Annotated in this window: 20 protein-coding genes; 2 read left to right on the top strand and 18 right to left on the bottom strand. The window is 53.4% G+C overall.

What is annotated here, in order from left to right; all coding sequences use genetic code 11:
- Positions 1 to 5 precede the first annotated feature (5 nt).
- On the top strand, positions 6 to 1109 hold the full coding sequence (gene rfbB, locus INT32_RS17780; protein ID WP_226817249.1) for a dTDP-glucose 4,6-dehydratase: 1104 nt from the start codon (positions 6 to 8) through the stop codon (positions 1107 to 1109).
- A gap of 327 nt (positions 1110 to 1436) precedes the next feature.
- Here rfbB and INT32_RS17775 read toward each other — a convergent pair whose 3' ends face one another.
- The 3 genes from INT32_RS17775 to INT32_RS17765 form a co-directional block, all read right to left on the bottom strand.
- Complete coding sequence (locus INT32_RS17775; protein ID WP_193090043.1) at positions 1437 to 2042, bottom strand: Fic family protein; 606 nt, start codon at positions 2040 to 2042, stop codon at positions 1437 to 1439.
- Positions 2029 to 2211 carry an antitoxin VbhA family protein gene (locus INT32_RS17770; protein WP_193090042.1) on the bottom strand — a complete coding sequence of 61 codons (183 nt, stop codon included), beginning with the start codon at positions 2209 to 2211 and terminating at the stop codon, positions 2029 to 2031. Before INT32_RS17770 ends, INT32_RS17775 begins: the two co-directional genes overlap by 14 nt.
- Positions 2212 to 2567: 356 nt before the next feature.
- Positions 2568 to 3122 carry an MOSC domain-containing protein gene (locus tag INT32_RS17765; protein ID WP_193090041.1) on the bottom strand — a complete coding sequence of 185 codons (555 nt, stop codon included), beginning with the start codon at positions 3120 to 3122 and terminating at the stop codon, positions 2568 to 2570.
- Positions 3123 to 3310: 188 nt separating this feature from the next.
- On the opposite strand from INT32_RS17765, the gene INT32_RS17760 reads away from it, so the two are divergent.
- Entirely contained in the window at positions 3311 to 3577 is a 267-nt protein-coding gene (locus INT32_RS17760) for a SinR family protein (protein ID WP_193090040.1), read from the top strand.
- Between the two features lie 341 nt (positions 3578 to 3918).
- On the opposite strand, the gene dsbD is transcribed toward INT32_RS17760, so the two are convergent.
- The 15 genes from dsbD to rpmD all read right to left on the bottom strand — a co-directional run bounded on the left by dsbD (position 3919) and on the right by rpmD (position 14118).
- On the bottom strand, positions 3919 to 5877 hold the full coding sequence (dsbD, locus tag INT32_RS17755) for a protein-disulfide reductase DsbD (RefSeq protein ID WP_370540255.1): 1959 nt from the start codon (positions 5875 to 5877) through the stop codon (positions 3919 to 3921).
- A 9-nt stretch (positions 5878 to 5886) separates the two neighbouring features.
- Positions 5887 to 6210 (bottom strand): divalent-cation tolerance protein CutA, encoded by a 324-nt coding sequence (gene cutA / locus INT32_RS17750; RefSeq protein ID WP_128393175.1) that lies wholly within the window; start codon positions 6208 to 6210, stop codon positions 5887 to 5889.
- A 25-nt stretch (positions 6211 to 6235) separates the two neighbouring features.
- The gene (locus tag INT32_RS17745; protein ID WP_193090039.1) at positions 6236 to 7480 is read right to left on the bottom strand and encodes an MFS transporter; all 1245 of its coding nucleotides are present in this window, start codon (positions 7478 to 7480) and stop codon (positions 6236 to 6238) included.
- A gap of 226 nt (positions 7481 to 7706) precedes the next feature.
- A complete protein-coding gene (locus tag INT32_RS17740) occupies positions 7707 to 7973 on the bottom strand; it encodes a CopG family antitoxin (protein ID WP_226817247.1) in 267 nt (88 codons plus the stop codon).
- On the bottom strand, positions 7948 to 8253 hold the full coding sequence (locus INT32_RS22420) for a BrnT family toxin (protein WP_193090038.1): 306 nt from the start codon (positions 8251 to 8253) through the stop codon (positions 7948 to 7950). The genes INT32_RS17740 and INT32_RS22420 overlap by 26 nt, the downstream gene beginning before the upstream one ends.
- Positions 8254 to 8542: 289 nt before the next feature.
- Positions 8543 to 8932, bottom strand: a complete 390-nt coding sequence (gene rplQ, locus INT32_RS17730; protein WP_193090037.1) for a 50S ribosomal protein L17 — start codon at positions 8930 to 8932, stop codon at positions 8543 to 8545.
- Positions 8933 to 9190: 258 nt separating this feature from the next.
- The gene (gene rpoA, locus INT32_RS17725; RefSeq protein ID WP_128393179.1) at positions 9191 to 10174 is read right to left on the bottom strand and encodes a DNA-directed RNA polymerase subunit alpha; all 984 of its coding nucleotides are present in this window, start codon (positions 10172 to 10174) and stop codon (positions 9191 to 9193) included.
- Between the two features lie 133 nt (positions 10175 to 10307).
- On the bottom strand, positions 10308 to 10931 hold the full coding sequence (rpsD, locus tag INT32_RS17720) for a 30S ribosomal protein S4 (RefSeq protein ID WP_193090036.1): 624 nt from the start codon (positions 10929 to 10931) through the stop codon (positions 10308 to 10310).
- A 17-nt stretch (positions 10932 to 10948) separates the two neighbouring features.
- Positions 10949 to 11347: a 30S ribosomal protein S11 gene (gene rpsK, locus INT32_RS17715; RefSeq protein ID WP_014752486.1), complete on the bottom strand. Its 399-nt coding sequence runs from the start codon at positions 11345 to 11347 to the stop codon at positions 10949 to 10951.
- 12 nt (positions 11348 to 11359) lie between these two features.
- Positions 11360 to 11725 carry a 30S ribosomal protein S13 gene (rpsM, locus tag INT32_RS17710; protein WP_100694088.1) on the bottom strand — a complete coding sequence of 122 codons (366 nt, stop codon included), beginning with the start codon at positions 11723 to 11725 and terminating at the stop codon, positions 11360 to 11362.
- Between the two features lie 31 nt (positions 11726 to 11756).
- Positions 11757 to 11870: a 50S ribosomal protein L36 gene (rpmJ, locus tag INT32_RS17705; protein ID WP_024004065.1), complete on the bottom strand. Its 114-nt coding sequence runs from the start codon at positions 11868 to 11870 to the stop codon at positions 11757 to 11759.
- Between the two features lie 25 nt (positions 11871 to 11895).
- Positions 11896 to 12114, bottom strand: coding sequence for a translation initiation factor IF-1 (gene infA / locus INT32_RS17700; protein WP_014752489.1), 219 nt, complete (start codon positions 12112 to 12114; stop codon positions 11896 to 11898).
- A 3-nt stretch (positions 12115 to 12117) separates the two neighbouring features.
- Entirely contained in the window at positions 12118 to 13452 is a 1335-nt protein-coding gene (gene secY / locus INT32_RS17695; protein WP_193090035.1) for a preprotein translocase subunit SecY, read from the bottom strand.
- Between the two features lie 11 nt (positions 13453 to 13463).
- On the bottom strand, positions 13464 to 13907 hold the full coding sequence (gene rplO, locus INT32_RS17690; RefSeq protein WP_193090034.1) for a 50S ribosomal protein L15: 444 nt from the start codon (positions 13905 to 13907) through the stop codon (positions 13464 to 13466).
- Positions 13908 to 13929: 22 nt separating this feature from the next.
- On the bottom strand, positions 13930 to 14118 hold the full coding sequence (gene rpmD / locus INT32_RS17685) for a 50S ribosomal protein L30 (RefSeq protein WP_014752492.1): 189 nt from the start codon (positions 14116 to 14118) through the stop codon (positions 13930 to 13932).

Genomic DNA, 14118 nt, shown 5'->3' with positions numbered 1-14118 from the left:
TTCACATGACGACCCCGAACGCGATGGCATCTTTGCTTGTTACCGGTGGTGCCGGATTTATCGGCGCCAACTTCGTTCACTACTGGCTCAGACAGCATCCAGACGATACGCTGGTAGTGCTGGATGCGCTGACCTACGCGGGCAATCGCAGCAGCCTTGCCGGGCTTGAACATCACGTCAATTTCACATTTGTACACGGGAACATCTGCAATACGGACAAAGTAATCGCATTGCTACAACAGCACCGCGTCGATACTATCGTGCATTTTGCGGCAGAAAGCCATGTGGATCGGTCTATCCAGGGGCCCGACACCTTTATCCAGACCAATATCACCGGCACCCACAGCCTGCTCAAGGCGGCACGCCAGGTATGGATAGAGGTGCCAGCGCTGCAAAAAAAAGCCCCCCTGCCATACCGCTTTCATCACGTCAGTACCGATGAGGTTTTCGGCAGCCTGGCGGCCGACCAGCCTGCGTTTACCGAAGACACCCCCTATGCGCCGAACTCACCGTACTCGGCCAGCAAAGCCGCGGCGGATCATCTGGTGCGGGCCTACCACCAGACTTACGGTCTGGCCACCACCATCAGCCGGTGCTCGAACAATTACGGGCCCTATCATTATCCCGAAAAACTCATCCCACTCACGCTGACGAACATCCTGCACAATAAAGCCATTCCGGTTTTTGGCGATGGCCAGCAGATCCGCGACTGGCTTTACGTACTGGACCACGTTCGTGCGATCGAGGCGATTCTGGCGCAAGGCAAGGCGGGCGACACCTGGAATGTCGGTGCCCGTTGCGAGCTGACCAACATGCAGCTCATTTATAAATTGTGTTTGATCATGGACCAGGCCTTTGCGACGCGGCCGCAGTTGCGGCAGCGGTTTGCACAGGCAACGGCGGCACACGCAGGCAATAGCGCGCAGCTGATCCGCTACGTGCAGGATCGGCCCGGTCATGACCGGCGCTACGCTATGGACCCGACAAAAATCGAACAGGAACTGGGCTTTGTCGCAAGCGAGCCGTTTGACGCAGGCATCGTCAAGACCGTTGACTGGTTCCTGGACAATGAACCGTGGTGGTGTTCGGCTATATCACAATTGGCATAAACGGGCCTTAAAAGACCGGGCGCGCAATACCACTTCGCATTCATCGGCAACGCCGTCTTCATGCGCGCCTGCGAATTCAGGTTGTTGCTGCAAGCCACTTATATCTGCCGACAGCGCCAGTGCCGTTGTATTGTGGCAGGCTGGCTTATCATCACCGCCATTGCATTGAAACGTTGACAAAGCACGCGATATTCGGCGAAGAAAAAGGTACCTGATCAAAACGACGTCTTCTTCGCCTTGCATGAGCGAGCTCGGCCTGCCTGCATTTGTATTCTGGGAGTTGGGGGGTTGGGGGGTTGGGTCTGGCGGCTTGCACAACCGGCACACTTATTTTTTTACAGCCAACGCTTTCAAATTTTCTTTTATCAGCCGGGCCAGTTCGCTCGCGTCGCCATGAAAAGCCAAAATGGCGGCATGGGTCATTTGCTTCTGGCTGATGTTTTCCCACTGGATCACATACCCTGCCTCTTTGACAAGCTGACCGATAAAATGCCTGGTCGCCCTGCCATTACCGTCCCTGAAAGGATGGATGGCATTGAGCTCGCCAAGGTAATGCGCAGCCCTTTCGCTTATCGTGTCGGCCTGCTGGCCTCGCAAGTAATTTTCGCTCTGGAGCTGGCGCAATAATTGCCTGGCTGATTCTTCGATGAATTGATGGTTAGCGAATCTGGACGTTCCTTTGGATATATCGACAGTCCTGACCTTGCCCGCCCATTCATATAAATCGCCGAAAAGCCGTTCATGTATTTGCTTCAAATGACTAAAGTCAAAGTTACCTGTGACCGGATGCTCCTTCAAGGCTGCCGAAGCAAACAGATAGCTGTTGGATTCGGCCATGTCCAGTATCGCGGCGTCTTTAATGCCCTCTTTGTTGATTAGAACATCTGTACCCGGATAGACATATGAATCTGGGCTGCTGCTATACTTTGCCATTCCTGATCCGGTCAAACACGTTCTGCTTTGCCTGTTCAATAGTCAACTTGCCCTGCATGACAAGCTCCAGGTCAGCCAGCGCTTGCGCATCTGGGATAAGCCCTTCCAGGGCCAGCGAGCCAATCTCGGATTTCATTTCCTGCCGGAACTCTTCTGACTGCACGTCCATTAAAGACCCTTAAATATTGAAATAACAACCCTAACATTATAACAAAAATACGTTATTTATCATATATTTAAATGAATTTAAAGAGAATTTAAGGCAACTGCATGCGCCAACGTGTCGCGTCGCTTTTCCGTGACCCTGGCTCGGCTGCCGGCGCACCAACATGTGCCAAGGCAGTGGTGTCCGCTACGCGTTCAGTGATGCTAGAATCCGTGCGCACACTTACTCACTGATTCTTCTCTCAATGTACTTATCTACCTTTATTTTCTCAAAGAAACAGTTTGACCACGAGTTCCACAGCCTGGACAAAATCATTGCTGAAATCGCACGGAATATAGATGGCTATTTAGGCTGCGCGACTACACGCGTTCCAGCGGCAGATAGGGAGGCGCCGGCAGTTGAACATGAATCGGGTCTCCTGCGCGAACCGTTCCTCCAGTTATTACAATCGTCATAATACCGGCTTTGCGAATGAGCTCACCATCGGGCTGACGTAGCAACACCGCCTTGAGCAGACCCGTCTGGAACCGGTCTATTTGCGCGCAAGGATTGCGAAGGCCCGTTACCTGTAAAAGCGCATCGTCTCCAATCCTGAGCAAGGTATCCCTGGGTAAAGACAGCAGATCAACGCCTTCAGTGGTGATGTTTTCACCCAGGTCAGCGGGCCCCACATTAAAGCCTTTGCTTTTAAGTTCATCAAAGAGTTCGGCATGCATAAGATGAACTTGTCGCAAGTTTGGCTGCGTCGGATCTGCAGCGACCCTTGACTGATGCTTGACGGTTACGCCCGAATGCGCATCGCCCTGGATGCCCAGGCCAGCCACAATGCCTATTTGTGATGTGGGTGCTTTGGAAAAGCGGTGTTTATCGTCTTTGGATACGGACAGCACGCGCCCGCAAGTTGGAATGGTCATTTAACATTTCCTCAATGTTTCTTTTATTGTATTGCGCGGGTATTTCAACCCTGTGTACAGCACCACTTGCGCGGACAACAACCGGGACAATCCCTGAACCGTCAACACTGCGCCGCAACTATCTGTCCCATTGTCGCGGATTTGTATTACTATATCGGGAATGGTTTTTCATAGTCAGGGGAAATGAGATGAAAGTGCTGATCACGTATGACCGCCGTCTGCTGGGTACCCGATTTACCAAATTAAAACATCTCATCGATGAACATTTCCCCAGCCGCTGGCATTGCTACGATTCGAGCTATATCGTGGCGACCAATCTGGGGGTCACGCAGGTACGCGAGCTTTTGCTGCCTGCCCTTGATACTAACGACAGTCTCCTGGTGATCGAACTGGGAAATAAATGGGCTGGCATCGGTCTTTCGGAAAAAAACCGCAGCTGGCTTGATCTGGACTGAACCCACTCCTCTTGCTGCATCCACATCCGGCGTGTTGTCACATCCGGATAGCAATATCATTAGCACTCTTCTTCCGCAACCTGTATCTTGCCAGTTCAGGCATGCCTGTGGCTTACCGGCTGGGCATCGTCGGGGACGCCAACAGCAGGCGTCAGGCCTTGAAGGCAAGCGCCGCCGCGCGCAAAAGCCCCTTGCCTGGGAAGATCTCAGGCAAGGGCTGTCTTCATTATAGAAACAGACCTATGTGGGTCGCATCCCACCCACAACCGGCCGACAGTCCCGTTTGGACCACGTCCTCTGCCCACAAGCCCGGCCAACACCGGGATGGCGCCGCTGCGTCGCTAGCGCAGCGCCAGCTGCAATTTTTCCAGAAACTTGTCGGCTTTCTGGAAACCGACCACGCGGTTATCCTGCATTTCCTGACCGTTGCGATCAAAGAAAATAATGCCCGGTGGGCCGAACAGGCGAAAGCGCTTGAGCAGTTCGCGATCCTGTTCATTGTTGCCGGTTACGTCGGCCTGCAATACAAGCATGGTGCTCATGGCAGTAGCCACGCGGCTGTCTGAAAAGGTAAATTTTTCCATTTCGTGGCAGGAAATGCACCAATCTGCGTAGAAGTCCAGCATGACCGGTTTGCCGGCCGCCGCAATGCGCGCTTCGAGCTCTGCCAGTGACCGCACCCTTTCGAACTGCACTTTGGCAACGCTGGTTTGCGCGGCGCCGTTTACCTGCACAATCCCTTTGAGGGGAGAGAGCGGATCCCGGCTACCGGTTGCCAGGCCAACCAGCAACAGCAATGCCCACGTGGCGGCCAGCAGGCCAAGCGCACGCAATATGAGTCGCAACGGACCGGCACTGGCGACAGGGCCGGTATCACCGCGGAAGGCGCCCAGCAGCACTGCCAGACACATACTCAGAAATGCCCAGCCCAGCATTTGTGCCCACAGGGGCAAAACAGGCATCAGCATCCACAGCGCCGTTGCCAGCAGCAGCAGGCCGCAGAAATACTTGATTGCTTCCATCCACGGGCCCGCCTTGGGCATGAGCGCACCGGAAGTGGCGCCAAGGATCAGCAAGGAGAAGCCCTGCCCCCAGGCCAGTACAAACAGCGCCAGGCCACCCAGCACCAGGTTGCCGGTCTGGGAAATGAACAGCAGAATACCGGCCAGTGGAGCGGCAACGCAGGGACCACAAATAAGTGCCGACAGCATGCCCATGCCGAAAGCGCCGCCATAGCGCCCACCAGGCATCCGCGACACTTTGCTGTTCAGTGAGGTTTGCAACGATACCGGCACTTGTATGGTAAAAGCGCCAAACATGCCAATGGCAAGGATTATGAGCACCACCGCGAACGCCGAGAGCACCCAGGGGTTCTGAATCCAGGCTGCCAGCACCGAACCGACAGAGGCGGCCGCAATGCCCAGCAAGGTGTACACAATGGCCGTGCCCAGCACATACATGAGCGTGAGCGCAAAGCCGCGCCCTTTGGACGGGACACCTCCGCGCGCCTTCTGGTCGCCCACAATAACCGACAGCAAGATAGGCAGCATGGGCAGGACGCAGGGCGTAAACGAGAGCACCACGCCCAGCGCAAAGCAGATCAGCAGCACGCGCGCGAGGCCCGCCTCTGACAGCCATCGGGCAATAGTGGTATCGCCGGCATCAAACAGCGAGGCGTTACCGGTCTGGGCAGAAGCGGCAGAGGAAGATGACTGCCCTTGCGCCGCGCCAGATGCGCTATTTTCTGCCAGTGGCGTGCTGACTGCGCCAGCTGGCGCAGCACCTTTTTTGACGCCTGGCGTGCCGCCAGTAATGCTCATGCCGCCACCGGGTGCCGGCTCCAGGGCGATGTCATAGGTGATGGGGGGATAACACAGACCGGCATCGGCGCACCCCTGTCCCACCACCTGCACTGTGAACGGCGTTGTCTGCTTGAGCAGTGGCAGACGGATACTTACCTGGTTATGATAGACCTCCATGTTTTTGTCGAAGGTCGGGTCGTACTTTACCTCCCCCTTGGGAAGCACCGGTGTGCCCAGCTGGGCCGCAGCCTGGGATTTGTCCGCATCGTCTTTAATATGAAATTCGAACCGCTCGCGATACATGTAGTATTTGGGTGCGATGCGATAGTCTATGCGCAACTCTGACGGCGTCTGCATTTGCGCAGAAAAGGCAAAAGCCTGTTCCGGATCCAGAAACTCTTCTTCCGCATGAACAACAGGGGCTGCCAGCAGCAACAGCATGGCCATGAGCCCCAACAGCCACATAATGCGGCCCTTCAAATCCGACGACGTGAACACGCGACCTCTCTATACCGATGTTTGTGCCCGCACCCAGTCCAGATACGGCACATGCCCGCCAATGACGGGCAGAATGATAATTTCAGGAACGTCGTAGGGGTGCAACTGCACAATTCGCTCCTGGCAGCGCAGGCTGGCCCGGCTGGAGGTCTTGATGGTAAGGGTGATTTCCTCGGTCCCTTCGACGTTCTCTTCCCACAAATAAATAGACAGACCGGCAGGACTTAAGTTCACACAGGCAGCCAGATGTTCTTCTACCAGTAGATGCGCGATGCGTTTTGCCAGCAGCGTATCGGGGACGGTGGTGTACATGACCACGCAGTCAGTTGTCATTGGAAACACTCCTGAGTAGGTGAAATTACTCCAGTTCCATCCCCTTGCGTTCAGGAATCAGGAACAGGGTCGCGATAATGTCCAGTATATACAGGGACGCCAGTAACGCCAGGGCCACTTCAAAGGAATACGCTGCCGCCAACGCGCCGACCACCACCGGTCCGAATCCGCCGATGGCCCGGCCGATATTGAACAGCACATTTTGCGCGGTGGCTCTGGCTGCCCGGGGATACAGCTCGGAAATCAGCGCCCCGTACCCGCCAATCATACCATTGACGAAAACGCCCATCAGCGCTCCGCCCCACAACAGCGCGGTCGGGGTTGTGAGTTGGGAATAGACGTAAACCATGACGACGGCGCCCACCTGGTATAGCAGAAAACTGGGGCGACGGCCGATGCGGTCTGCCAGTTGCCCGAACAACCAGATGCCCAGACTCATTCCCAGTACGGTCATGGCCGTCCAGCTGGCAGATTTGGTAAGGGAGTAGCCAAACTGCGTGGACAGGTACGAAGGCATCCAGATCATCAGCCCGTAATAACCGAAGTTTTGCACCGAACACAGGATAATCACCCCGATGCTGCGCCTTACAGTTTCCACATCAGCCACCAGCAGTCGTAGTGGCGCAAACGTAAACGACCGTGCAATCGGGGCAGATTTGACGAAGTGTTCGGGCTCACCGATGTAGGAGCGCACAAAAAACGAAACAATGGCCGGCAACACACCCACGGCGAACATGCCGCGCCAGCCGATAATGGGCAGCAATAGCGGCGTGAGCAGCGCTGCCGCCAGGACGCCGGCCTGCCAGCCCAGACCGACATATGAAGAGACGCGAGCACGCTGCGATGGGCGACAGGCTTCGGTGGCCAGCGCCATGCCAATGCCAAATTCACCTCCCAGCCCCAGCCCGGCGATGGTGCGGTACACCAGCAGATCCCAATAGCCCTGCGCCAGGGCGCACATTCCCGTGAAGATCGCAAACAGGAGGATCGTCCAGGTCAGGACCCGGACCCGACCATAGATATCGCTAAGCAGGCCAAAACCGACGCCACCGATCACCGCGCCCACCAAGGTCCAGGTCACCAGCGAGCCGGCTTCGGTGCTGGTCAGACCCAGGCCCGCACTGACGGCCGATAATATAAAGCCCAGGATCAACAGATCGAATCCGTCCAGAGCATAGCCAATTGCTGAAGCCCAGATGGCTTTTCTTGCATTTTTTTGGTAGTCACGTTCTGCGGGCGCAGCAAGACCTGACACAGACGAAGCACGCATTGTTCGTTCCTGTTGGGGAAAAGAAGGGGGGAATTTTTGCAGGCCTTATTGTAGCGCGGGCGCGACTGTCATGAATCTGAAAGAATAAGTTAGGCGCAAAAGAACGGTAAATTTAATAAACCAGGCGCTTTGGCACCGTACGAGTTATCAAATCGTCGTTTCTCGGCACATGATGATTGCAGCGATTACGCTGAAGTCGATTGCGCCGCTTTTGCGCAAATTGCGTCTATCGCGTAAGATCGTGTTCGATCAGCATTCTGACATACCGGGTATACGGAATGCCTTTGTTTTTAGCCTTCACTTTAATCGCATCCAGCAGGCTTTGCGGCAACCGCAGATTCAGTGCCGCGGTCTTATTTTGCACTTCGAAGCTCATGGGCCTGAAACCGGATAGATCATATGTCGACAGATCGGCCGTGTCGACAAACGCTTGCGCCTGCTTATCGCTCTTGAGCGACGGCATAGGCTTAAGTTTTTCGGTGTTGTTGCTCATAGAAAGTGATCTCCTTCTGATGCATATAGCGAGCACTGATAGGCCGAATCAAATGGCGACCATTGACGACTCTGATCATAAAAACCAGGAATACGTAACGCCCCGATTTCGTTTTACCAATGGCGCGCATCCTTGGCTCGGCAGGGTGAGGATCGGCCATGACCATTGGAAGGCCATCAAATATTTCCTCAACCTCTATCCTGGACAGGCCATGCTTCGCACATTTAGGCCAATTGCCCGCATCCCAATCGAAACCTGTAACGGATAGTCTCTTGCCCATAGTATACACAAATGTAAATACATTTGTATAGCAATACAAAAATTCAATTAATCAAATCAGAATAGCAAACCCCGGCAATCAAGGGACAGGAGTGTGATCAATTGCTCCAACCGTACAATAGTGCTTACAGGTTGCCTTTACAGCACGGGCTTACAGTGGACACAACGCAAAAAAGGCACCTGCCAAAACAGATGCCTTTTTGCTACCGGTGATGTGATACCCCCGGCAAAGAAATACTGCGACGCCCGCCGGTGCATGCACACCGGCTGTCGACTATCGGGTGTCAGCCTTACTCGGCGTCAACCACTTCGTCGGCAACTTCAGGACGGTCAACCAGTTCCATGAATGCCATTGGTGCGTTGTCGCCCTGACGGAAGCCCATTTTCAGAACGCGGGTGTAACCACCGTTACGCTCTTTATAGCGAGGACCGATTTCGGCAAACAGTTTAACGACAGCATCGCGGTCGCGCAGACGGGCAAATGCCAGGCGTTTGTTAGCCAGGGTCGGCTCTTTGGCCATGGTGATAAGGGGCTCGATGACACGGCGCAGCTCTTTGGCTTTTGGCAATGTTGTTTTGATCGCTTCGTGCTGAATCAGAGATACAGACATGTTGCGGAACATCGCCAAGCGATGGCTGCTGGTACGGTTCAGCTTACGTAGACCACTACGGTGACGCATAATAATTTCCTTTGAATCTAGGTTAAAGACAGCTTATGCCATCTGTTTGACCGGTTCTTCTATCCTGCTATGACGGCTGTCATAACTGGCGGTCCGGTTGGTATAGGAACAGAATCGGGAGACCATATATGCAATATGATATACCCGAAACCATCCTGTTCTTTTGGCCCCTTGCGGGAATCAGCAATTTTACAGCAAATATGAGCCAGAGCTCATGCTGGCGGCAGGTTTGATGCCTGCAGCCAACAGTATTGAACCTTAAGGACGCTCAAGACCCAGTGGCGGCCAGCTTTCCAGCTTCATGCCCAGGGTCAGGCCACGTGCAGCCAGTACTTCCTTGATTTCATTCAAGGATTTACGGCCCAGGTTAGGTGTTTTGAGCAGCTCATTTTCAGTACGCTGGATCAAATCACCAATGTAATAGATATTTTCTGCTTTGAGGCAGTTGGCCGAGCGAACGGTCAGTTCGAGATCGTCAACAGGACGCAGCAGGACCGGATCAATTTGCGGTACGCCGCGAACCGGTGTTTCGAAGGTATCGCTGGCGCCTTCCAGGGCAGCAAATACGGAAATCTGATCCATCAGGATACGGGCAGACTGACGTACGGCTTCTTCAGGAGAAATCACGCCGTTTGTTTCGATATCCAGAATCAGCTTGTCCAGGTCGGTACGCTGTTCAACACGGGCGCTTTCGACAGCATAGCTGACGCGGCGAACGGGGCTGAAAGAGGCGTCCATCTGAATGCGGCCGATGGTGTGCGAACGCTCGTCGGTGAGTGCGCGCATATTGCCGGCCACATAACCACGACCCTGCTCGATCTTGATTTGCATCTCGAGCTTGCCGTTGTCTGTCAGCGTCGCAATCACGTGATTCGGATTGATAATTTCCACGTCGTGAGGCAGATCGATATCGCTGGCCAGTACCGGGCCGGAGCCTGATTTGCGCAGCGTAACGGTCACTTCTTCACGATTGTTCAGCTTGAATACAATGCCCTTCAGGTTCAGAACGATGTCAACGACATCTTCACGCACGCCTGTCAGCGTAGAGTACTCATGAACCACACCTGTGATTTGCACTTCAGTAGGCGCAAAACCTGTCATTGAAGACAGCAGAATGCGACGCAGCGCATTGCCCAGCGTGTGGCCATAACCACGTTCAAACGGTTCCATAACCACTTTGGCGTGGTTTTCGGTAACCGGTGTGACTTCAATGGAACGGGGTTTCAAAAAACCTTGAGACATAACTCTGTGTCCTTTTCAATACCCTCGGCTCGTTACACCGATAAGGCTGATGGATAAGATAAATACAACCAGGATAAAATCTGACATTGCAAAAAACAGGAAACCGTATTGGTTCCCTGTTTTTTTTGATGCATTAACGTGAGTACAGCTCGACGACCATGGATTCGTTGATATCACGAGCGACATCAGCGCGATCCGGCGCCTGTTTGAACGTACCAGTCAGTTTGGTAGTGTCCACTTCAACCCACTGTGGCAGACCGTTGCCGGATGCCAGATCCATAGACTCTTTGATACGAGCCTGTGTTTTGGATTTTTCACGAACAGAAACAACATCACCGCTGCTGACCAGCATTGATGGAATGTCTGCCTTGTGACCGTTCAACTCGATTGCACCATGGGCAACCAGTTGACGAGCTTCTGCACGTGTTGAACCGTAACCCATACGGTATACAACGTTATCCAGACGTGATTCGAGCAACTGAATCAGGGTCTCGCCAGTGTTGCCACGGCGACGCTCAGCTTCAGCGAAGTATTTACGGAATTGCTTTTCGAGCACACCGTACATACGTTTCAGTTTTTGCTTTTCACGCAGTTGCAGGCCGTAGTCGGACGTACGGGCACCAGAGGTGCGGCCGTGCTGACCGGGTTTGGAGTCAAGCTTGCATTTGGAGTCGAGTGAACGACGTGCGCTCTTCAGGAACAGATCAATGCCTTCGCGACGCGAAAGTTTGCATTTTGGTCCAGTATATCGTGCCATTATTTTCCCTTGCTAAATTAAATACGACGGCGTTTAGGAGGGCGGCAACCGTTATGCGGGACTGGCGTGATGTCTGAAATACTGGAAATTTTGATACCCAGTGCATTCAATGCACGCACTGAAGACTCACGACCAGGACCAGGGCCCTTGATACGTACTTCCAGTGTTTTGATACCATATTCCAATGCTACACGGCCCGCTGACTCGGCTGCAACCTGCGCTGCAAAAGGCGTCGATTTACGTGAGCCTTTAAAGCCCGCGCCACCCGACGTCGCCCATGACAAGGCATTGCCTTGACGGTCAGTAATTGTGATGATTGTATTGTTGAAAGATGCATGAACGTGTGCAATACCGTCCGATACAACCTTTCTGATTTTTTTGCGTGCGCGTGCAGCGCCGCCAGAAGCTTTCGCCATAATCTACCCCGATTATTTCTTCAGTGATTGTGCTGAACGACGTGGGCCCTTGCGTGTACGTGCGTTTGTACGTGTGCGCTGACCGCGAACGGGCAGACCACGTTTATGACGCAGACCACGGTAGGTACCCAGGTCAATCAGACGTTTAATCGAAAGTTGTACTTCACGACGCAAATCACCCTCGACTGTGAACAGACCAATCTGTTCACGGATTTTCTCGAGTTCTGCATCTGTCAGATCTTTCACTTTCTTGTCAAAGGCCACACCGGCTGATTCGCAGATTTTGCGAGAGCGAGTGCGTCCAATGCCAAAAATAGCGGTCAGACCGATTTCAGCATGCTGATGCGGCGGAATGTTAATGCCAGCTATACGGGCCATGTCTGTTCCTCGTTAAATCGATGCGCCAGGATTAACCCTGACGCTGCTTGTGACGTGGATCTGTACAAATTACTCGTACAACTCCGTGTCGTTTAATGATCTTGCAATGACGGCAGATCTTTTTTACCGATGCCATTACCTTCATGGTTGACTCCTAGTTTTGTTTCCGCTTATTTAGAGCGGAAGACGATTCTTGCACGTGAAAGGTCATAGGGCGTGAGTTCCACGGTTACCTTGTCACCCGGAAGAATCCGAATATAGTGCATTCGCATCTTGCCGGAAATGTGGCCAAGAACCACATGTCCGTTTTCGAGCTTTACACGAAATGTTGCGTTCGGGAGGTTCTCGACAACCTCACCCTGCATTTGTATGACGTCATCCTTGGCCATGATCTATCTCATAGGTAAGCTCGAACCCTTAAAACTTGTCTTCTTGAGCAGCGAATCATACTGGTGGGACATCATATAGGCCTGTACCTGCGCCATGAAGTCCATTGTTACCACCACGATAATCAACAGCGAAGTGCCGCCAAAATAAAACGGTACATTCTGCCACTGCATCCGGAGAAACTCGGGAACCAGACACACCAGAGTGATGTAAATGGCACCGACCAGTGTCAGGCGCATCAAAATTTTGTCGATGTATTTTGATGTCTGCAGTCCCGGACGGATACCCGGAACAAATGCGCCGCTCTTCTTCAGATTGTCTGCTGTTTCCCGGCTGTTGAATACCAGCGCGGTATAGAAAAAGCAGAAGAACACAATCAAGGCAGTGAATACTGTCACATACAGGGGCTGACCAGGCTGCAACGCAGCTGCCGTGTCGCTTAACCAGCGCATGTTACTTGATTGCGAAAACCAACTGGCAATGGTCGCCGGAAACAGGATGATGGACGAAGCGAAGATGGGAGGAATCACACCTGCCATATTCAGCTTCAGGGGCAGATGCGAGCTCTGACCACCATAAACCTTGTTACCGACCTGGCGTTTGGCGTAGTTCACCGTAATACGGCGCTGACCACGCTCAACAAACACCACCAGTGCTGTGATCGCTACCACCAGTACCAGAATAAACAGTGCGGACACCGTTCCGATCTGATTCTGACTGACCAGCTCAAACATGCTCGCCAAAGCGGTTGGCAGACCGGCCACAATACCTGCAAAAATCAGGATTGAAATACCGTTACCAAGACCGCGCTCGGTAATTTGCTCTCCAAGCCACATCACGAACATGGTTCCGGTTACCAGGGTGACCACTGTCGTAAAGACAAACATGGCCCCCGGTGAATTGACCAGATCCGGCTGAGCCTGCAGCGTGGCGGCAATACCAAAGGATTGCGCCAGCGCGAGCAACACCGTGCCGTAGCGTGTGTACTGGGTAATCTTGCGGCGGCCAGCCTCCCCTTCTTTCTTGATTGCTTCAAGAGAAGGTACTACGGAACTGACCAGCTGCATGATGATCGATGCCGAAATATACGGCATGATACCCAGAGCAAATACTGAGAAGCGCGACAGGGCGCCACCCGAGAACATGTTAAAGAGGCCCAGAATCCCGCCAGATTGCGAATTGAACAGCTGGCGCATGGCATCGGGATTAATACCCGGCACCGGAATATGCGTACCCAGCCGATACACGATCAGCGCGAGAATCAGGAACACAAGACGCTGCCTGAGGTCGCCGTATTTTTTACCGCTACCTGCTTTTCCTGCTGCCTGTGCTTTAGCCACTTTGACCCCTTTTACTCAGCGAGTGAACCACCAGCGGCTTCGATCGCTGCGCGGGCACCGGCTGTTGCTGTCAGCCCTTTGAGGGATACTTTACGGGAAAGGTCACCTGATTTGATGACTTTCACATAACGTACTTGCTGACCAATAATACCTTGCTGCTTGAGCACCTGAACGTCGACTTCGTCGCCAGTCAGCTTCTGCAGATCAGACAAACGTACTTGTGAGTACAGGTGCTGACCCAGAGGCGTAAAACCGCGTTTTGGCAAACGACGTTGCAGGGGCATCTGACCACCCTCGAAGCCGACTTTATGAAAGCCGCCTGAGCGTGATTTCTGACCTTTGTGTCCACGACCGGCTGTTTTACCCAAGCCTGAACCAATGCCGCGACCTACGCGACGTTTGGCGTGCTTGCTGCCTTCAGCGGGGGACAATGAGTTGAGTTGCATTTCGGACATCTCTATTCCTTTACGATAGGCTTCAGGCTTCCGAAACGGACACGAGATAATCGACTGTGCGAATCATCCCACGAACTTCCGGTGTATCCACCAGCACGCGGCTGCTGTTTACTTTACCCAAACCCAAACCGCGCACTGTATCGCGGTGACTTTGTTTGGTGCCGATAACGGACCGAACAAGCGTGACTTTAATTTGCTTCTTCTGTGCCAT

Source organism: Advenella sp. FME57, from assembly GCF_014897675.1.
Classification (GTDB): Bacteria; Pseudomonadota; Gammaproteobacteria; order Burkholderiales; family Burkholderiaceae_B; genus Advenella.
Note: the sequence above shows the minus strand (reverse complement) of the source record. Positions and strands in the feature narration are given on the sequence as shown.